The organism is Pseudomonas sp. R37(2017), assembly GCF_002113375.1.
Classification (GTDB): Bacteria; Pseudomonadota; Gammaproteobacteria; order Pseudomonadales; family Pseudomonadaceae; genus Aquipseudomonas.
Map to the genome: position 1 here is coordinate 103,086 of NZ_NEHO01000002.1, position 20,003 is coordinate 123,088.

Here is a 20,003-nt window from a genome sequence, read left to right on the forward strand (position 1 = left end):
CCGGGATCAGAAGTCCAGGTTGGACACCGCCAGGGCGTTGCTCTCGATGAAGTCACGGCGAGGTTCGACCGCATCACCCATCAGGGTGTTGAAGATCTGGTCTGCGCCAATGGCGTCTTCGATGGTGACTTTCAGCATGCGACGCACGCTTGGGTCCATGGTGGTTTCCCACAGCTGATCCGGATTCATCTCGCCCAGACCTTTGTATCGCTGGATGGTGTGGCGCTTGGTGCTTTCGGCCATCAGCCAGTCCAGGGCTTCCTTGAACTCGGTGACCGATTTTCTGCGTTCGCCGCGCTGAACGTATGCACCTTCATCCAGAAGGGTGCTCAGTTGTGCGCCCAGCGAAACGACCGTCTTGTAGTCATTGCTGCCGAAGAAGTCGCGGTTGAAGGTGACGTAGCTGGACAGGCCGTGAGAGGTCAATTCGACTTCCGGCAGCCACACACCACGCTCACGGTCTTCACGCAGGCTGGCCTTGTAGACCAGGCCGGACTTCTCGACAGTGCGCAGACGGGCTTCGTACTGGGCAAGCCAGTCTTGCATCGCTGCGTGATCGCTGAGTTTTTCCAGGCTTACGGCTGGCAGGTAAATGAAGTGCTCGGTCAGCTCCTGTGGGTACAGGCGCGACAGGCGCTTGAGGGTCTTCATCACCATGCGGAAGTCGTTCACCAGACGCTCCAGCGCTTCGCCGGAAATCCCCGGGGCGTCTTCGTTCAGGTGCAGGCTCGCATCTTCCAGGGCCGACTGCGTCATGTACTCTTCCATGGCGTCGTCGTCTTTGATGTATTGCTCTTGCTTGCCTTTCTTGACCTTATACAGCGGCGGCTGGGCGATGTAGATGTAGCCGCGTTCGATCAGCTCCGGCAACTGACGGAAGAAGAAGGTCAGCAGCAGGGTACGGATGTGCGAACCGTCGACGTCAGCATCGGTCATGATGATGATGTTGTGATAACGCAGCTTGTCGATGTTGTACTCTTCGCGGCCGATACCGCAGCCCAGCGCGGTGATCAGGGTGCCCACTTCCTGGGAAGAGATCATTTTGTCGAAGCGTGCTTTCTCGACGTTGAGGATCTTACCCTTCAGAGGCAGAATCGCCTGGGTCCGGCGGTTGCGTCCCTGCTTGGCGGAGCCGCCCGCGGAGTCACCTTCCACGAGGTACAGTTCGGACAGGGCAGGGTCCTTTTCCTGGCAGTCGGCCAGTTTGCCCGGCAGGCCGGCGATGTCCAGCGCGCCTTTGCGGCGGGTCATCTCACGGGCCTTGCGCGCCGCTTCACGGGCACGGGCGGCATCGATCATCTTGCCGACAACCAGCTTGGCTTCGTTCGGGTTCTCCAGCAGGAAGTCGGAGAAGTACTTGCCCATTTCCTGTTCGACCGCGGTCTTCACTTCGGAAGACACCAGCTTGTCTTTGGTCTGGGAGCTGAACTTCGGATCCGGCACCTTCACCGAAATGATCGCGGTCAGGCCTTCACGGGCATCGTCACCGGTGGTCGCGACCTTGTGCTTCTTGGCCAGGCCTTCCTGCTCGATGTAGTTATTCAGGTTACGCGTCAGCGCCGAACGGAAGCCCACCAGGTGGGTACCGCCATCGCGCTGGGGAATGTTGTTGGTGAAGCACAACAGGTTCTCGTTGAAGCTGTCGTTCCACTGCAGGGCGATTTCCACGCCGATGCCGTCTTCACGCTGGATGTTGAAGTGGAACACCTGGTTGACCGCGGTCTTGTTGGTGTTCAGGTATTCAACGAACGCACGCAGGCCGCCTTCGTACTTGAACAACTCTTCCTTGCCGGTGCGCTCATCTTTCAGAACGATGCCGACGCCGGAGTTGAGGAAGGACAGCTCACGAATGCGCTTGGCCAGGATGTCCCAGCTGAAGTGGATGTTCTTGAAGGTTTCCTTGGAAGCCTTGAAATGGATCTGGGTACCGGTGGTTTCACTGTCGCCAACGATGGCCATCGGTGCCTGTGGAACACCGTGAACATAGGTCTGTTCCCAGATCTTGCCGCTACGGCGAACGGTCAGGACCAGCTCTTCCGACAGGGCGTTAACTACCGAAACACCCACGCCGTGCAGACCGCCGGAAACCTTGTAGGAGTTATCGTCGAATTTACCGCCGGCGTGCAGCACGGTCATGATGACCTCGGCAGCCGATACGCCTTCTTCCTTGTGAACGTCTACCGGGATGCCACGGCCGTTGTCGCGAACGGTGATGGACTCATCCGGGTGGATGATGATGCTGATGTCGTCACAGTAGCCGGCAAGCGCTTCGTCGATCGAGTTATCGACCACCTCAAACACCATGTGGTGCAGACCGCTGCCATCGTCGGTGTCGCCAATATACATACCGGGACGTTTGCGTACGGCATCCAGGCCTTTCAGCACTTTAATGCTCGTTGAGTCGTACGTATTTTCTTCGCTCAATGCCTTCACTCCCGATGGTCGTGGGTCTGGGTGATACGGCCCTGTTCCACGTGGAACAGAGCGACTGGCGTTTCCGTCTGCCAGCCTTCCCTCAATAATTCGTGATCTACACAGGTGATAAACACCTGGCAGCGTAAGTCTTCCAACAAGCGGCAAAGCGCGCGACGGTGGTGCTCGTCCAGCTCGGACGGCAAGTCATCCACCAGATAAATACACTGACCGCGACGAGCCTGGCTGACCAGGTGCCCTTGGGCAATCCGCAATGCGCAAACCACCAACTTCTGCTGGCCACGGGACAAGATGTCCGCGGCATTGTGTGCGCCCAGTCTGAGACGCAAATCAGCGCGTTGTGGTCCGGCCTGGGTATGTCCCATTTGCTGGTCCCTTTGCAGAGACCCTGCGAGCACAGCACTCAGTTCACGGTCCTTGTCCCAGCCGCGGTAATAGCTGAGCGTCAAGCCTTCAAGCTCAACCAGTTCGCTCAAGGTTTGTTCAAAGACTGGTTTCAAGGCTTTGATATAAGCGCGGCGGTACTCATCAATTTCAGCGCTGGCCTGGCACAGCTCCCTGTCCCAAACCGCTTGCGAAACGGCGTCAAGTGTACCATGCCGCAGCCAAGAGTTTCTCTGGCGCAGGGCCTTCTGCAAGCGCTGCCAGGTTGACATGAAGCGCGGTTCCACGTGGAACACGCCCCAGTCGAGAAACTGTCGGCGAATCTTCGGCGCACCTTCCAGCAGCCGGAAGCTGTCGGGGTTGATCAGTTGCAGTGGCAAGATTTCGGCCAGTTGCGCGGCGCTGCGCGCATTCTGCCCATCGATACGGATCTGAAACTCCCCCTGGCGATCTCGCGAAATGCCCAAGGCGCTTTGCCCACCCTCTGCCAGCTCAACCTGGCCAAATACCGTACAGGCAAGCTGTTCGTATTGAATGACCGGCAACAGACGGGTGCTGCGAAACGAACGGGCAAGCCCCAGCAGGTGGATGGCTTCCAGAACACTGGTTTTGCCGCTGCCGTTGGCGCCGTAAAGAATATTGATGCGGGGGGAAGGGGAGAAGGTCACCGGGTGCAGATTGCGCACCGCGGTGACCGAGACGCGACTTAAGGCCATCTAGCTTCTGCTGAGCATGATTACAGACGCATCGGCATGACAACGTAGGCCGAGTCGTCATTGTCGGACTCTTGCACCAGCGCGCTGCTGTTGGAGTCGGACAGGATCAGACGAACCTGCTCGGTGGTCATCACGCCCAGTACGTCGAGCAGGTAGCTCACGTTGAAGCCGATTTCCAGAGAGCCGCCGTTGTATTCAACGCCCACTTCTTCTTCCGCTTCTTCTTGCTCCGGGTTGTTCGCCTGGATCTTCAACTGACCGCTGGCCAGCTGCAGACGGATACCACGGTACTTCTCGTTGGAAAGAATCGCGGTACGACTGAACGCTTCGCGCAGAGCCTGGCGATCGCCAAGCACCAGCTTGTCGCCGCCTTTTGGCAAGACGCGTTCGTAGTCCGGGAACTTGCCGTCGACCAGTTTCGAAGTGAAGGTGAACTCGCCGGTGGTGGCGCGGATGTGGTGCTGACCCAGCACGATGCTGACATTGCCGTCCGGCTCGGTGAGCAGGCGTGCCAGCTCAAGGATACCTTTGCGCGGTACGATGACCTGGTGACGATCCGGCTGACCGATATCGGCCTGCATCGAACACATGGCCAGACGGTGACCGTCGGTGGCGACGGCGCGGATCACGCCGGCGGAGACTTCCAGCAGCATACCGTTGAGGTAGTAGCGCACGTCTTGCTGGGCCATGGCGAAGCTGGTGCGTTCGATCAGACGACGCAGCTTGCTTTGCTCCAGGCTGCAGGTCAGCGAACCCGGACCTTCTTCCACGGTAGGGAAGTCGTTTGCCGGCAGTGTCGACAGGGTGAAGCGGCTACGTCCAGCCTTGACCACAAGCTTCTGCTCGTCGACCTTGATATCGATCAGCGCATCGTTCGACAAGCTTTTGCAGATGTCCATCAGCTTGCGCGCCGGCACGGTGATGGAGCCCGGATCGGCTGGCTCTTCGAGTTGAACACGACCAACCAGCTCGACTTCCAGGTCGGTACCGGTCAGCGACAATTGCTGGCCTTCGACAACCAGCAGCACGTTGGAAAGCACCGGCAAGGTCTGTCGGCGTTCGACGACGCCTGCGACCAGTTGCAGAGGTTTCAACAGGGCTTCGCGTTGAATGGTGAAATGCATGGTCTAGTCCCTTGCCTTAATAAGCTGCGCTGGTATTCATCAAGTGGTCAACGTACGCAGCAGGTTCTTGTAGTCCTCGCGGATGTCCGCGTCGGATTCCTTAAGTTCGTTGATCTTGCGGCACGCGTGCAAAACAGTTGTATGGTCACGGCCGCCGAACACATCGCCGATTTCCGGCAGGCTGTGGTTGGTGAGTTCCTTGGACAACGCCATGGCGACCTGACGCGGACGAGCGACCGAACGGGAACGGCGTTTGGACAGCAAGTCGGAGATTTTGATCTTGTAGTACTCGGCGACGGTACGCTGAATGTTATCCACAGAGACCAGTTTATCCTGCAACGCCAACAAGTCCTTGAGGGATTCGCGAATCAGCTCGATGGTGATATCGCGGCCCATGAAGTGCGAGTGGGCGATCACGCGTTTAAGCGCGCCTTCCAGCTCACGGACGTTGGAGCGAATGCGTTGGGCAATGAAGAACGCGGCGTCGTGAGGCAGCTCGACTTTGGCCTGATCGGCCTTCTTCATCAGGATCGCCACGCGGGTTTCCAGCTCCGGCGGCTCGACCGCTACGGTCAGGCCCCAGCCAAAGCGGGATTTGAGGCGTTCTTCAAGGCCTTCGATTTCTTTCGGGTATCGGTCACTGGTGAGAATGACCTGCTGGCCACCTTCGAGCAGGGCGTTGAAGGTGTGGAAAAACTCTTCCTGGGAACGCTCCTTGCGGGCGAAGAACTGAATGTCATCGATCAACAACGCATCCACCGAACGGTAGAAGCGTTTGAACTCGTTGATCGCGTTCAATTGCAGGGCCTTGACCATATCCGCCACGAAACGCTCGGAATGCAGGTAGACCACCTTGGCATTCGGATTCTTCTTTAAGAGATGGTTACCCACAGCGTGCATCAAGTGGGTTTTACCCAGGCCGACGCCACCATAAAGGAAGAGCGGGTTGTAACCGTGCTTGGGGTTGTCTGCCACCTGCCAGGCGGCGGCGCGCGCCAACTGGTTGGATTTACCCTCGACGAAGTTCTCGAAGGTAAAGGTGCGGTTCAGGTAACTGGTGTGCTTGAGCGCACCTTCGACCTGCACGGTACGTTGCTCGGCACGAACCGGGGCCTGTTGCGAACTGGCGCCGGCCATTGGATCGAAGCTGTCACGGGAAGGTTCTTCCTCGGTGACCTCTTCTACTTTTTGCGTCGCACGTTTGGTCGGAGCGGCGGCAGGTGCTGGCGGCGGGTTGGCGGTCACTTGGGCAGCCTGGGCCTGGGAAGCCGCGGCAGCCAAGGGAGCGTTTGGCGCGGCACGGGGTGCCGAACTGCGTTTGCTTCCTATTAATAAGGAAAGCGCAGGCGCCATGCCATTGCCGTGTTCATCGAGCAATTCGAGAACACGCCCCAGGTACTTTTCGTTAACCCAGTCCAGAACAAAACGATTGGGTGCATAGACACGCAACTCGTCGCCTTCGGCTTCGACCTGTAGTGGACGGATCCAAGTGTTGAATTGTTGGGCAGGCAGCTCATCGCGCAGAAGCTCCACGCACTGCTGCCAAAGTTCCACTGACACGGATATCCCCTAAGTTGAAAGCCGGTGAGGCAAAAACAAGCAGCCATTGTAACGACCAGACGCCGACTTATCCACACGTAGCTGGTTCATCAACCAAGAAGAATCGACGTTTCATAGGTAAAAAAGACGACCAGCGGTCTGTGCATAAGGTCTGTGGATAACCATGGCTAAGGTCATTGCACAACTCGGGGCGAAACTCAGTGGATAACCGGCCTGTGGATAAGGCGACCTTCCACACACAGGTTATCCGCCAGCGCAGCACAGGCTGAACACGGTTTTCCCCTGTAGTTGTCATTCTCTGTACAGTTGATAAAACAAGGGCTGAGATTACTTATCCACAGATGACTGCGTACCTAGCTTTTACAAGCTTTACAGAAAAGCTTTAAATACTTTCCTTTCTTATTTTTATGTCTGCCGACGGTTCGTTCAGCACAAAACGTCTGGAGATCTGTTTATAAGGAAACGTTGGTTGGAAATTGACCTGAAGGCTTGCTTTCTCTAGAATCCCCGGTCTCTTAAAACGGGGGCCATTCCGGCCCGTTGTGGACGAACCAGGTAACACGACATGAAACGTACTTTCCAACCAAGCACTATCAAACGCGCTCGTACCCACGGTTTCCGTGCTCGCATGGCTACCAAGAACGGTCGTGCCGTCCTGTCGCGTCGTCGCGCCAAAGGTCGCGCACGTCTGGCAGTTTGATAATCCGGCACTGAAGGTGAGTCAGGACTTCAGTCGGGAAAAGCGTCTGCTTACCCCCCGGCATTTCAAGGCAGTCTTTGACTCCCCTACCGGCAAGGTTCCGGGGAAAAATCTCCTGCTCCTTGCGCGCAACAACGATCTTGATCACCCCCGTCTCGGGTTGGTAATCGGGAAAAAGAGCGTAAAGCTCTCCGTCGAGCGCAATCGCCTCAAACGTCTGATGCGCGAATCGTTTCGCCTGAACCAGGATTCTCTGGTCGGCTGGGACATTGTTATCGTCGCGCGCAAAGGTTTGGGTGACGTAGAAAACCCCGAATTGATTCAGCATTTCGGCAAACTCTGGAAACGTCTGGCTCGCAGTTCGCCGGTACCAGCAGTCAAAACCGAAACTGTAGGGGTAGACAGTCCAGATGCGTAAACTGGCACTCGTTCCGATCCAGTTTTATCGCTATGCCATTAGTCCCCTGATGGCCAGTCACTGTCGTTTCTACCCCAGTTGTTCCTGCTACGCGTTAGAAGCCATCGAAAATCATGGCCTTCTTCGCGGTGGCTGGCTGACCTTTCGTCGTTTAGGTCGCTGTCATCCGTGGAATCCCGGTGGTTATGACCCGGTTCCACCTGTCCCTACCTCCCGTTCTTCTTCGATGGCCGAGTAATCATGGATATCAAACGCACGATCCTGATCGTCGCCCTGGCAATCGTGTCCTACGTAATGGTTCTTAAATGGAACCAGGACTATGGCCAGGCTGCCCTGCCGACTCAGAATGTTGCCACCAATACGACTGCATCGGGCCTGCCGGATACGGCATCTGGCTCCAACGCTTCCGCCAGTGACGACATTCCACGTGCTGCAAGCGACACCAGCGCACCTGCCGAAACACCGGTAGCTGTGAGCAAGGACCTCATCCAGATCAAAACGGATGTACTGGACCTGGCTATCGACCCACAAGGTGGCGATGTTGCCCAGTTGACCCTGCCGCTGTATCCGCGTCGTCAGGATCACCCGGAAATTCCGTTCCAGCTGTTCGATAACGGCGGCGAACGTACCTATCTGGCGCAAAGCGGTCTGATCGGCACCAATGGTCCGGATGCAAACCCGGCCGGTCGTCCGGTCTATTCATCGGAGAAGAAGGTTTATCAACTGGCTGACGGTCAGGACCAATTGGTCGTGGACCTGAAGTTCAGCAAGGACGGTGTCAACTACATCAAGCGTTTCACCCTGAAACGCGGCCTGTACGACGTAGCCGTTTCCTACCTGATCGACAACCAGAGCGCCCAGCCCTGGAACGGTGCGATGTTCGCCCAGTTGAAGCGTGATGCCAGCGCCGACCCGTCGTCGACCACGGCGACCGGCACCGCGACTTACCTGGGTGCTGCCCTGTGGACAAGTTCGGAGCCGTACAAGAAAGTGTCCATGAAGGACATGGACAAGGCGCCGCTCAAAGAAACCGTCACCGGCGGTTGGGTCGCCTGGTTGCAGCACTACTTCGTGACCGCATGGATTCCGGCCAAGGGCGAAAACAACATCGTCCAGACCCGTAAAGACAGCAAAGGCAACTACATCATCGGCTACACCGGCCCTTCGATGAGTGTTGCACCGGGTGCCAAGGCTGAAACCAGTGCTGTTCTGTACGCTGGTCCGAAAAGCCAGGCCGTGCTGAAAGAGTTGTCCCCAGGTCTGGAACTGACTGTCGACTACGGCATTCTGTGGTTCATCGCCCAACCGATCTTCTGGTTGCTGCAACACATCCACGCCATTGTGGGTAACTGGGGCTGGTCGATCATCTTCCTGACCATGCTGATCAAAGGGATTTTCTTCCCGCTGTCGGCTGCCAGCTACAAATCCATGGCGCGCATGCGTGCAGTGGCACCAAAACTGGCCGCGCTGAAAGAGCAACATGGCGACGACCGGCAGAAAATGTCGCAAGCCATGATGGAGCTGTACAAGAAAGAGAAGATCAATCCGCTGGGTGGTTGCTTGCCAATCCTCGTGCAGATGCCGGTTTTCCTTTCCCTGTACTGGGTTCTGCTGGAAAGCGTCGAGATGCGCCAGGCGCCGTTCATGCTGTGGATTACTGACCTGTCGATCAAGGATCCGTTCTTCATTCTGCCGATCATCATGGGTGCAACCATGTTCATCCAGCAGCAGTTGAACCCGACTCCTCCGGATCCGATGCAGGCCAAGGTGATGAAACTGATGCCAATCATCTTCACCTTCTTCTTCCTGTGGTTCCCGGCTGGTCTGGTGCTGTACTGGGTAGTGAACAACTGCCTGTCGATCGCCCAACAGTGGTACATCACTCGCAAGATCGAAGCGGCTACCAAAGCAGCTGCCTGATTTACACTGTGGATAACCACTCAAAACGCCCCCTAGTGGGGCGTTTTGCTATCTGTCACTTTTGTCTGGATACCGGTTTATGAGCGCTCCTCGTGAAACCATCGCCGCTGTCGCCACCGCTCAAGGTCGCGGCGGTGTAGGCATCGTGCGAATTTCCGGGCCGTTGGCCAGCGTTGCGGCCAAGGCCTTCAGCGGTCGCGAGCTCAAGCCGCGATTTGCCCACTACGGCCCGTTTTTCAGTGAAAACGACGAGGTACTGGACCAGGGCATCGCGCTGTATTTCCCGGGGCCAAACTCCTTCACCGGCGAAGATGTGCTGGAGTTGCAGGGTCATGGCGGCCCGATCGTTCTGGATATGTTGCTCAAGCGTTGCCTGGAACTGGGTTGCCGACTCGCCCGACCGGGGGAATTCAGTGAGCGTGCGTTCCTCAACGACAAACTTGACCTCGCCCAGGCCGAGGCAATTGCCGACCTGATTGAAGCCAGTTCCGCCCAGGCTGCGCGAAACGCGTTGCGCTCCCTGCAGGGGGCTTTCTCGTCACGTGTGCATAACCTCACCGAGCAACTGATCGGCCTGCGAATCTATGTCGAAGCAGCCATCGATTTCCCGGAAGAGGAAATCGACTTCCTCGCCGATGGCCATGTATTGAGCATGCTCGACAAGGTGCGCGACGAGTTATCCACCGTCATCCGTGAAGCCGGGCAGGGCGCCTTGTTGCGCGACGGCATGACCGTGGTCATCGCCGGTCGCCCGAATGCCGGTAAATCCAGCCTGCTCAATGCACTGGCCGGGCGCGAAGCGGCAATCGTGACCGAAATTGCCGGCACCACCCGTGACGTACTTCGTGAACATATCCACATCGATGGCATGCCGTTACACGTGGTGGATACCGCCGGTCTGCGCGATACCGATGACCATGTGGAAAAAATTGGCGTCGAGCGTGCCTTGAAAGCCATCGGCGAAGCGGATCGGGTACTGCTGGTGGTCGATGCCACGGCACCGGAAGCCCTCGATCCGTTTGCGCTGTGGCCGGAATTTCTCGAAACCCGCCCCGATCCTGCCAAGGTCACCCTGATTCGCAACAAGGCTGACCTCACGGGCGAAGCCATTGCCCTGGAAGTCAGCGAGGACGGCCACGTCACTATCAGCCTGAGCGCCAAGTCCGGGGGGGGCGGCCTGGAGCTGCTGCGTGATCACCTCAAGGCCTGCATGGGCTATGAACAAACCTCGGAAAGCAGCTTCAGCGCTCGCCGACGACACCTTGAGGCGCTGCGTCATGCCAGTGCCGCCCTCGAGCATGGCCGCGCTCAACTGACACTGGCCGGTGCCGGTGAATTGCTGGCCGAGGATCTGCGCCAGGCTCAGCACTCGCTGGGAGAAATCACCGGTGCTTTCAGCTCCGACGACCTGTTGGGGCGAATTTTCTCCAGCTTCTGTATCGGCAAGTAGCTTCCCCGCCACTCACAGACAGGCCATTCGAGCCTGTCTGCCCCCCTTCCTTCTTGAATAAATGCACCAGTGCCGAGCGGACTCCGCCTGCTTGAGCGGAATACTCGTGCCTGAAATTCGTGCGAACGGCACTTTTCCATGGATTAAGCCCTGTGAATAACCGACGCTAAGGTCAGTTGATAACAGGGCCCGAAAACTGAACATAACCGCCTCTGTGGATAACCATCCCTTTCATCCACAGGCTTACACCGGTTATCCAAGGGCCTCATTGGCACATGAACACAGGGTTTTGATTCTCTGTACACAGTGAAAATAAAGGGCTGTATGAATCTATCCACAGATCGCTGGGTGTATAGAAATAAACATAAAAACAAAGACTTTATAAATTTCTCTCTTTTTAATTTCTATAACTCCGACTTTTCCACAGCTGGTTAAATTTTGTGCAAAGGGTTCTTTAGGAAGGGCTAAGTCCCTATACTTGTCGACCAGGTCCAAAAACCTGAACTCAAACTATTCCTGAATTACCTACTTAAGCAGGCACGAGGTGCGTGGTGGATTTCCCTTCCCGTTTTGAAGTGATCGTCATCGGCGGCGGTCATGCCGGTACCGAGGCAGCACTGGCCTCAGCACGTATGGGGGTTAAAACCCTTTTGCTGACGCATAACGTGGAAACCCTCGGTGCCATGAGTTGCAACCCGGCCATTGGCGGGATCGGCAAAAGCCACCTGGTCAAGGAAATCGACGCCCTCGGCGGTGCGATGGCCATGGCTACCGATAAAGGCGGCATCCAGTTTCGCGTGTTGAACAGCCGCAAAGGCCCGGCCGTGCGTGCAACCCGTGCACAGGCTGACCGGGCTCTGTACAAGGCCGCTGTCCGCGAAATCCTGGAAAACCAGCCGAACCTGTGGATATTTCAACAGGCTGCTGATGATCTGATCGTCGAGCAGGAGCAAGTACGTGGCGTAGTGACCCAAATGGGCCTGCGTTTCCTCGCGGATTCGGTGGTTTTGACCACCGGCACGTTCCTCGGCGGACTTATCCACATCGGCATGCAGAATTTTTCCGGTGGCCGCGCCGGTGATCCACCATCGATTGCCCTGGCTCACCGCCTGCGTGAACTGCCGCTACGCGTTGGTCGCCTGAAAACCGGCACGCCACCACGCATCGATGCCCGTTCTGTGGATTTCTCGGTAATGACCGAGCAACCCGGCGATACGCCGATCCCGGTGATGTCGTTCATGGGTTCCAAAGAGCAACATCCACGGCAGATCAGCTGCTGGATTACCCACACCAACGCCCGCACCCACGAAATCATTGCCTCGAACCTTGATCGTTCGCCGATGTATTCCGGCGTGATCGAAGGCATCGGCCCGCGTTATTGCCCATCGATCGAAGACAAGATCCATCGCTTTGCCGACAAGGAAAGCCATCAGGTCTTCATCGAACCGGAAGGTTTGACGACAAACGAGCTGTATCCGAACGGAATATCCACATCCTTGCCGTTCGACGTGCAATTGCAGATCGTGCAATCGATCCGCGGCATGGAAAACGCACACATCGTGCGCCCGGGCTACGCCATCGAGTACGACTACTTCGATCCGCGTGACCTGAAGTACAGCCTGGAAACCAAAGTCATTGGCGGCCTGTTCTTCGCCGGGCAAATCAACGGCACCACCGGTTACGAAGAAGCCGGCGCCCAGGGTTTGCTCGCCGGCACCAACGCCGCACTGCGCGCCCAAGGCAAAGAAGCATGGTGCCCGCGTCGCGATGAGGCCTACATCGGTGTGCTGGTCGACGACCTGATTACCCTGGGTACCCAAGAGCCGTACCGGATGTTCACCTCCCGTGCCGAGTACCGTTTGATCCTGCGCGAAGACAACGCCGACTTGCGCTTGACCGAAAAAGGTCGCGAACTTGGCCTGGTGGATGACGTGCGTTGGGCAGCTTTCTGCAAAAAACGCGAAGGCATCGAACTGGAAGAGCAGCGCCTGAAAAGCACTTGGGTCCGCCCGGGCACTGAACAGGGCGATGCGATTGCCGAAAAATTCGGCACGCCGCTGACTCACGAATACAACCTGCTCAATCTCTTGAGCCGTCCGGAAATCGACTACGCTGGTCTGATCGAAGTGACCGGTGACGGGGCAGACGATCCACAGGTCGCCGAACAGGTCGAAATAAAGACCAAGTACGCCGGTTATATCGATCGTCAACAGGATGAAATCGCCCGCTTGCGCGCCAGCGAAGACACCAGACTGCCTGTGGATATCGATTACACGACTATTTCCGGTCTCTCCAAAGAGATCCAGAGCAAGCTCGGTGCGACCCGTCCGGAGACTTTGGGCCAGGCCTCGCGTATCCCGGGCGTAACACCAGCAGCCATTTCGCTGTTGATGATTCATTTGAAAAAACGCGGCGCGGGCCGTCAGTTGGAGCAAAGCGCTTGAGTTCGTTGGTCACTTCGCAACACGCAGAAGAATTATCCACAGGTGCCCGCCAGCTTGGCGTCACGCTGTCAGAAACCCAGCACGCGCAACTGCTGGGTTATCTGGCCCTGTTGATAAAATGGAACAAGGCTTACAACCTCACTGCCGTACGTGATCCGGACGAAATGGTCTCCCGCCATCTGCTCGACAGCCTGAGCGTGATGTCATTCATCGAAAACGGGCGCTGGCTCGATGTCGGCAGTGGCGGTGGCATGCCTGGCATTCCACTGGCCATCCTGTTTCCCGAGTCTCAGGTGACTTGCCTGGACAGCAACGGCAAGAAAACCCGCTTCCTGACCCAGGTCAAACTCGAACTCAAACTGGATAACCTGCAAGTTATCCACAGTCGCGTCGAAGCCTTCCAGCCTGCCCAGCCGTTCAACGGGATTATTTCCCGGGCGTTCAGCAGCATGGAGAACTTCAGCAACTGGACTCGCCATCTTGGCGATAGCGAAACACGCTGGCTGGCAATGAAGGGCGTTCATCCGGCCGATGAGCTGGTAGCATTGCCGGCAGACTTCCACCTCGATAGCGAACACGCCCTGGCCGTACCTGGTTGCCAAGGCCAACGCCATCTGCTGATACTGCGCCGCACGGCATGATTGGGAACACAAGCAAGAATGGCTAAGGTATTCGCGATAGCGAACCAAAAGGGTGGCGTGGGCAAAACCACCACCTGCATCAACCTCGCAGCATCCCTGGTCGCGACCAAGCGCCGGGTGCTGTTGATCGATCTTGATCCACAGGGCAACGCCACCATGGGTAGCGGTGTGGATAAACATGGCCTGGAAAACTCGGTCTACGACCTACTGATCGGTGAATGTGATCTGGCCCAGGCCATGCACTTCTCCGAACACGGTGGTTACCAGTTGTTACCGGCCAACCGCGACCTCACCGCGGCCGAAGTGGTGCTGCTGGAAATGCAGATGAAGGAAAGTCGCCTGCGCAGTGCGCTGGCGCCGATCCGGGAAAACTACGACTACATCCTGATCGACTGCCCGCCGTCGCTGTCGATGCTGACCTTGAACGCACTGGTTGCCGCCGATGGGGTCATTATCCCCATGCAATGTGAGTACTTCGCACTCGAAGGTTTGAGCGACCTTGTGGATAACATCAAGCGTATCGCCGAACTGCTGAACCCGAACCTCAAGGTCGAAGGCTTGTTGCGTACGATGTACGACCCGCGCCTGAGCCTGATGAACGATGTTTCGGCGCAGCTCAAGGAACATTTCGGCGAACAGCTCTACGACACCGTCATTCCGCGCAACATCCGTCTGGCCGAAGCGCCAAGTTATGGGATGCCGGCGCTGGCGTACGACAAAGCATCGCGAGGCGCCGTTGCCTATCTGGCATTGGCGGGCGAAATGGTTCGTCGTCAACGCAAAAACTCACGCATCGCCGCTGCCCAGGCAACTTAAGGAATCCCCATGGCCGTCAAGAAACGAGGTCTCGGACGTGGACTGGATGCTCTGTTGAGTGGTCCGACTGTCAGCTCGCTGGAAGAACAAGCGGCGCAAGCCGATCAACGTGAGCTGCAACACCTTCCTCTGGATCTGCTCCAGCGCGGCAAATACCAGCCGCGTCGCGACATGGATCCGCAGGCGCTCGAAGAGCTGGCGCAGTCGATCAAGGCACAGGGCGTCATGCAACCCATCGTGGTTCGCCCGATCGGCAGCGGCCGCTTTGAAATCATTGCCGGTGAACGCCGCTGGCGCGCCAGCCAGCAAGCCGGGCAGGAAACCATCCCGGCGATGGTCCGCGATGTGCCCGATGAAACCGCGATCGCCATCGCGCTGATCGAGAACATCCAGCGCGAAGACCTGAACCCGATTGAAGAAGCGTTGGCCCTGCAGCGTTTGCAGCAGGAGTTCCAGCTGACCCAGCAACAGGTGGCCGAGGCGGTGGGCAAGTCCCGGGTGACCGTGTCGAACCTGCTGCGGCTGATTTCCTTGCCGGAAGTCATCAAGACCATGTTGTCCCACGGCGACCTGGAAATGGGTCATGCCCGAGCTTTGCTCGGTTTGCCGGAAAATCAACAGGTCGAAGGGGCGCGACATGTTGTCGCACGTGGGCTGACAGTGCGCCAAACCGAGGCACTGGTTCGCCAATGGTTGAGTGATAAACCCGAGCCTGTTGAACCGGCAAAACCTGACCCGGATATCGCCCGTCTCGAGCAGCGCCTGGCCGAGCGCCTAGGCTCTGCGGTGCAGATTCGCCACGGCAAGAAGGGTAAGGGGCAGTTGGTAATTGGTTACAACTCCCTGGATGAGCTTCAAGGCGTTCTCGCACATATCCGCTGAAACATTTCCTCATGTAGCGCGCAGTCGGAAATCACTACCTGACAGTTGAATAGGGGCTGAACCGCCCCTATACTCTGCGCGCATTTTGTCGGCACAAATTATGCCAAGTTATTGAATTTCGGCAGCCGACCATTGGAGAGCAAAAGTGATGGAAACCCGCACGCCAAACCGCCTGCCGTTCCATCGCCTGGCAGTTTTTCCGGTGTTAATGGCTCAACTTGTCGTTCTGCTCATTGCCGCTTTGGCGCTCTGGCAACGATATGGAGTCGTTGCCGGGTACTCGGGACTTTGCGGAGGCCTGATAGCCTTGCTTCCCAATGTTTATTTCGCTCACAGGGCATTTCGGTTTTCCGGCGCCCGGGCAGCCCAAGCCATCGTTCGGTCATTTTATGCCGGCGAGGCGGGCAAACTGATTTTGACGGCGGTGCTTTTTGCATTGACGTTCGCAGGTGTGAAGCCACTGGCGCCGCTAGCTGTATTCGGCGTCTTCGTGCTGACCCAACTGGTCAGCTGGTTCGCTCCCCTGCTGATGAGAACAAGACTTTCGAGACCTTAGGGCGTTTGAGGCAACCATGGCAGAAACAACCGCTTCGGGCTATATCCAGCACCACTTGCAGAACCTGACCTTCGGTCAGCACCCTACCGGCGGCTGGGGCTTTGCCCACACCGCAGCAGAAGCCAAGGAAATGGGCTTCTGGGCTTTCCACGTCGATACCCTCGGCTGGTCGATTGCATTGGGTCTGATCTTCGTTCTTCTTTTCCGCATGGCGGCAAAGAAGGCGACCTCCGGTCAGCCGGGCGCTTTGCAGAACTTCGTTGAAGTTTTGGTCGAATTCGTCGATGGCAGCGTGAAAGACAGCTTCCATGGCCGTAGCCCGGTGATTGCACCACTGGCACTGACCATCTTCGTCTGGGTGTTCCTGATGAACGCCGTCGACCTGGTACCGGTCGACTGGATTCCTCAACTGGCCATCCTGATCTCCGGCGACCACCACATCCCGTTCCGTGCCGTGTCGACTACCGACCCGAACGCGACCCTGGGCATGGCGTTCTCGGTTTTCGCACTGATCATTTTCTACAGCATCAAGGTCAAGGGCCTCGGCGGTTTCATCGGCGAGCTGACCCTGCACCCGTTCGGCAGCAAGAACATCTTCGTTCAAGCCTTGCTGATCCCGGTGAACTTCCTGCTGGAATTCGTAACCCTGATCGCCAAGCCGATCTCCCTGGCTCTGCGTCTGTTCGGCAACATGTACGCCGGCGAGCTGGTCTTCATTCTGATTGCTGTGATGTTCGGCAGCGGTCTGCTCTGGCTCAGCGGCCTGGGCGTCGCTCTGCAGTGGGCGTGGGCTGTGTTCCACATCCTGATCATCACCCTGCAGGCGTTCATCTTCATGATGTTGACCATCGTCTACCTGTCGATGGCGCACGAAGAAAACCATTAAGACCAGTCTCGACTAGTCTGATGTCCTTCCCGGTAAAACGGGAAGGGGCTCTTCACGGAGCCTCTGAAACGATTTGTTTTACCGCTTTAAATTAAAAAAACCTAAACCATACGACGTAAAAGTCGGGAGGAAAGATGGAAACTGTAGTTGGTCTAACCGCTATCGCTGTTGCACTGTTGATCGGCCTGGGCGCACTGGGTACTGCAATTGGTTTCGGCCTGCTGGGCGGCAAGTTCCTGGAAGGCGCAGCGCGTCAGCCAGAAATGGTTCCAATGCTGCAAGTTAAAATGTTCATCGTTGCCGGTCTGCTCGACGCCGTAACCATGATCGGTGTTGGTATCGCTCTGTTCTTCACCTTTGCGAACCCGTTCGTTGGTCAGATCGCTGGCTAATTACTCGGATCTTCCGGGTAATTTGGTGTGATGGACAACGTAACTGCGAGGTGTTGGCGTGAACATTAATGCGACCCTGATTGGCCAGTCCGTTGCGTTCCTGATTTTTGTACTGTTCTGCATGAAGTTCGTATGGCCTCCGGTCATCACGGCACTGCACGAACGTCAAAAGAAGATCGCTGATGGTCTGGACGCTGCCAACCGAGCAGCTCGCGACCTGGAGTTGGCCCAAGAGAAAGCGGGTCAGCAACTGCGCGATGCGAAAGCTCAGGCAGCTGAAATCATCGAGCAAGCCAAGAAACGCGGTACCCAGATTGTCGACGAAGCCCGTGAACAGGCTCGCGTCGAAGCTGACCGTGTGAAGGCTCAGGCTCAGGCCGAGATCGAACAGGAACTGAACAGCGTCAAAGACGCGCTGCGCGCCCAAGTGGGTAGCCTGGCCGTTGGTGGTGCTGCGAAGATCCTGGGTGCCACAATCGATCAAAACGCGCACGCAGAGCTGGTTAACAAACTGGCTGCTGAAATCTAAGCGAGGGCGATCATGGCAGAACTGACCACGTTGGCCCGACCTTACGCTAAGGCGGCCTTCGAGCACGCTCAGGCCCACCAGCAACTGGCCAATTGGTCAGCCATGCTCGGCCTGGCAGCAGCGGTGTCGCAAGACGACACCATGCAGCGCGTGCTCAAGGCCCCGCGACTGACGAGCGCAGAAAAGGCCGCCACGTTCATTGACGTGTGCGGCGACAAGTTTGATGTAAAGGCACAGAACTTCATCCACGTCGTTGCCGAAAACGACCGTCTCCCGCTGTTGCCGGAGATCGCCGCTCTGTTCGACCTGTACAAGGCCGAACAAGAGAAGTCGGTAGACGTTGAAGTGACCAGTGCTTTCGCATTGAACCAAGAACAGCAAGACAAACTCGCCAAGGTTCTCAGTGCACGACTCAACCGGGAAGTGCGCCTGCAAGTCGAGGAAGACTCATCCCTTATTGGGGGTGTTGTCATCCGCGCCGGCGACCTGGTTATCGATGGCTCGATTCGCGGCAAAATCGCGAAACTTGCCGAAGCATTGAAATCTTGAGTTTGAAGGGGCAGCAGAGCAATGCAGCAACTCAATCCTTCCGAAATAAGTGAAATTATCAAGGGCCGCATCGAGAAGCTCGATGTGACCTCCCAAGCCCGTAACGAAGGCACTGTCGTCAGCGTATCTGACGGTATCGTGCGGATTCACGGTCTGGCCGACGTCATGTACGGCGAGATGATCGAGTTTCCGGGCGGCGTCTTCGGTATGGCCCTCAACCTGGAGCAAGACTCTGTAGGTGCCGTTGTATTGGGCGCATACCAGACTCTGGCCGAAGGCATGAGCGCCAAGTGCACCGGTCGCATCCTGCAAGTTCCGGTTGGCAAGGAACTGCTGGGTCGCGTAGTCGACGCACTGGGTAACCCAGTTGACGGCAAAGGTCCGCTGAACAACACCGAGACCGACGCGGTCGAGAAAGTTGCTCCAGGCGTGATCTGGCGTAAGTCGGTAGACCAGCCTGTACAGACTGGCTACAAGGCTGTCGATGCCATGATCCCTGTCGGCCGTGGCCAGCGTGAGCTGATCATCGGTGACCGTCAGATCGGTAAAACCGCTCTGGCGATCGACGCGATCATCAACCAGAAAGACAGCGGCATTTTCTGCGTATACGTAGCTGTTGGTCAGAAGCAATCGACCATCGCCAACGTTGTTCGCAAGCTGGAAGAAAACGGTGCACTGGCTAACACCATCATCGTTGCAGCGAGCGCTTCGGAATCTGCAGCACTGCAGTTCCTGGCACCGTACTCCGGTTGCACCATGGGCGAATACTTCCGCGACCGCGGTGAAGACGCGCTGATCGTTTATGACGATCTGTCCAAGCAAGCAGTGGCTTACCGCCAGATTTCCCTGCTGCTGCGCCGTCCACCAGGACGTGAAGCTTACCCAGGCGACGTGTTCTATCTCCACTCCCGTCTGCTGGAGCGCGCATCCCGCGTTTCGGAAGAGTACGTAGAGAAGTTCACCAACGGCGCAGTGACCGGCAAAACCGGTTCCCTGACCGCACTGCCGATCATCGAAACCCAGGCTGGCGACGTTTCCGCGTTCGTTCCGACCAACGTGATTTCCATCACCGACGGTCAGATCTTCCTGGAATCGGCCATGTTCAACTCGGGCATCCGTCCTGCTGTGAACGCCGGTGTTTCGGTATCCCGTGTGGGTGGTGCCGCTCAGACCAAGATCATCAAGAAGCTGTCCGGTGGTATCCGTACCGCTCTGGCTCAGTACCGTGAACTGGCGGCATTCGCCCAGTTCGCTTCTGACCTGGACGAAGCGACCCGTAAGCAACTTGAGCATGGTCAGCGCGTTACCGAGCTGATGAAGCAGAAGCAATACGCGCCAATGTCGATCGCCGACATGTCGCTGTCGCTGTATGCCGCTGAGCGTGGGTTCCTGACCGACGTTGAAATCGCCAAGATCGGCAGCTTCGAACAAGCGCTGATTGCTTACTTCAACCGCGATCACGCCGACTTGATGGCGAAGATCAACGTGAAGGGTGACTTCAATGACGAAATCGATGGCGGCCTGAAAGCCGGTATCGAGAAGTTCAAGGCCACCCAAACCTGGTAAGCCGCAGCGGGAGCCTGACGGCTCCCGCTTGCTAACC

Annotated in this window: 19 protein-coding genes; 15 read left to right on the forward strand and 4 right to left on the reverse strand. The window is 57.1% G+C overall.

What is annotated here, in order from left to right:
• Positions 1–6: 6 nt before the first annotated feature.
• The 4 genes from gyrB to dnaA are packed head-to-tail and all read right to left on the reverse strand — an operon-like array spanning position 7 to position 6,217.
• Positions 7–2,424, reverse strand: a complete 2,418-nt coding sequence (gene gyrB, locus CAG47_RS03605; RefSeq protein WP_085723544.1) for a DNA topoisomerase (ATP-hydrolyzing) subunit B — start codon at positions 2,422–2,424, stop codon at positions 7–9.
• Positions 2,425–2,429: 5 nt separating this feature from the next.
• Complete coding sequence (gene recF / locus CAG47_RS03610) at positions 2,430–3,533, reverse strand: DNA replication/repair protein RecF (RefSeq protein ID WP_085723545.1); 1,104 nt, start codon at positions 3,531–3,533, stop codon at positions 2,430–2,432.
• Between the two features lie 20 nt (positions 3,534–3,553).
• Entirely contained in the window at positions 3,554–4,657 is a 1,104-nt protein-coding gene (dnaN, locus tag CAG47_RS03615; RefSeq protein WP_085723546.1) for a DNA polymerase III subunit beta, read from the reverse strand.
• A 39-nt stretch (positions 4,658–4,696) separates the two neighbouring features.
• Positions 4,697–6,217 (reverse strand): chromosomal replication initiator protein DnaA, encoded by a 1,521-nt coding sequence (gene dnaA / locus CAG47_RS03620; RefSeq protein WP_085723547.1) that lies wholly within the window; start codon positions 6,215–6,217, stop codon positions 4,697–4,699.
• A 565-nt stretch (positions 6,218–6,782) separates the two neighbouring features.
• On the opposite strand from dnaA, the gene rpmH reads away from it, so the two are divergent.
• The 15 genes from rpmH (at position 6,783) to atpA (ending at position 19,966) form a co-directional block, all read left to right on the forward strand.
• Complete coding sequence (gene rpmH / locus CAG47_RS03625; protein WP_003213577.1) at positions 6,783–6,917, forward strand: 50S ribosomal protein L34; 135 nt, start codon at positions 6,783–6,785, stop codon at positions 6,915–6,917.
• A 16-nt stretch (positions 6,918–6,933) separates the two neighbouring features.
• Positions 6,934–7,335: a ribonuclease P protein component gene (gene rnpA, locus CAG47_RS03630; RefSeq protein ID WP_015097448.1), complete on the forward strand. Its 402-nt coding sequence runs from the start codon at positions 6,934–6,936 to the stop codon at positions 7,333–7,335.
• Entirely contained in the window at positions 7,328–7,573 is a 246-nt protein-coding gene (gene yidD, locus CAG47_RS03635) for a membrane protein insertion efficiency factor YidD (protein WP_082302427.1), read from the forward strand. The genes rnpA and yidD overlap by 8 nt, the downstream gene beginning before the upstream one ends.
• 2 nt (positions 7,574–7,575) lie before the next feature.
• Positions 7,576–9,255 carry a membrane protein insertase YidC gene (yidC, locus tag CAG47_RS03640; protein ID WP_085723549.1) on the forward strand — a complete coding sequence of 560 codons (1,680 nt, stop codon included), beginning with the start codon at positions 7,576–7,578 and terminating at the stop codon, positions 9,253–9,255.
• A 79-nt stretch (positions 9,256–9,334) separates the two neighbouring features.
• On the forward strand, positions 9,335–10,705 hold the full coding sequence (gene mnmE, locus CAG47_RS03645) for a tRNA uridine-5-carboxymethylaminomethyl(34) synthesis GTPase MnmE (protein WP_085723550.1): 1,371 nt from the start codon (positions 9,335–9,337) through the stop codon (positions 10,703–10,705).
• A 551-nt stretch (positions 10,706–11,256) separates the two neighbouring features.
• Entirely contained in the window at positions 11,257–13,149 is a 1,893-nt protein-coding gene (gene mnmG / locus CAG47_RS03655; RefSeq protein WP_085723551.1) for a tRNA uridine-5-carboxymethylaminomethyl(34) synthesis enzyme MnmG, read from the forward strand.
• On the forward strand, positions 13,146–13,790 hold the full coding sequence (gene rsmG / locus CAG47_RS03660; protein WP_085723552.1) for a 16S rRNA (guanine(527)-N(7))-methyltransferase RsmG: 645 nt from the start codon (positions 13,146–13,148) through the stop codon (positions 13,788–13,790). The genes mnmG and rsmG overlap by 4 nt, the downstream gene beginning before the upstream one ends.
• A gap of 18 nt (positions 13,791–13,808) precedes the next feature.
• The gene (locus tag CAG47_RS03665; protein WP_007969897.1) at positions 13,809–14,606 is read left to right on the forward strand and encodes a ParA family protein; all 798 of its coding nucleotides are present in this window, start codon (positions 13,809–13,811) and stop codon (positions 14,604–14,606) included.
• Positions 14,607–14,615: 9 nt separating this feature from the next.
• The gene (locus CAG47_RS03670) at positions 14,616–15,488 is read left to right on the forward strand and encodes a ParB/RepB/Spo0J family partition protein (RefSeq protein ID WP_085723553.1); all 873 of its coding nucleotides are present in this window, start codon (positions 14,616–14,618) and stop codon (positions 15,486–15,488) included.
• Positions 15,489–15,636: 148 nt separating this feature from the next.
• On the forward strand, positions 15,637–16,044 hold the full coding sequence (locus CAG47_RS03675; RefSeq protein WP_085723554.1) for a F0F1 ATP synthase subunit I: 408 nt from the start codon (positions 15,637–15,639) through the stop codon (positions 16,042–16,044).
• A 16-nt stretch (positions 16,045–16,060) separates the two neighbouring features.
• Complete coding sequence (gene atpB / locus CAG47_RS03680; protein WP_085723555.1) at positions 16,061–16,930, forward strand: F0F1 ATP synthase subunit A; 870 nt, start codon at positions 16,061–16,063, stop codon at positions 16,928–16,930.
• A 134-nt stretch (positions 16,931–17,064) separates the two neighbouring features.
• On the forward strand, positions 17,065–17,322 hold the full coding sequence (gene atpE, locus CAG47_RS03685) for a F0F1 ATP synthase subunit C (RefSeq protein WP_003097235.1): 258 nt from the start codon (positions 17,065–17,067) through the stop codon (positions 17,320–17,322).
• 58 nt (positions 17,323–17,380) lie between these two features.
• The gene (locus CAG47_RS03690) at positions 17,381–17,851 is read left to right on the forward strand and encodes a F0F1 ATP synthase subunit B (protein WP_085723556.1); all 471 of its coding nucleotides are present in this window, start codon (positions 17,381–17,383) and stop codon (positions 17,849–17,851) included.
• Between the two features lie 12 nt (positions 17,852–17,863).
• A complete protein-coding gene (locus CAG47_RS03695) occupies positions 17,864–18,400 on the forward strand; it encodes a F0F1 ATP synthase subunit delta (RefSeq protein WP_007969904.1) in 537 nt (178 codons plus the stop codon).
• Positions 18,401–18,421: 21 nt separating this feature from the next.
• Positions 18,422–19,966 (forward strand): F0F1 ATP synthase subunit alpha, encoded by a 1,545-nt coding sequence (gene atpA, locus CAG47_RS03700; RefSeq protein ID WP_085723557.1) that lies wholly within the window; start codon positions 18,422–18,424, stop codon positions 19,964–19,966.
• The last annotated feature ends 37 nt before the right edge of the window (positions 19,967–20,003 follow it).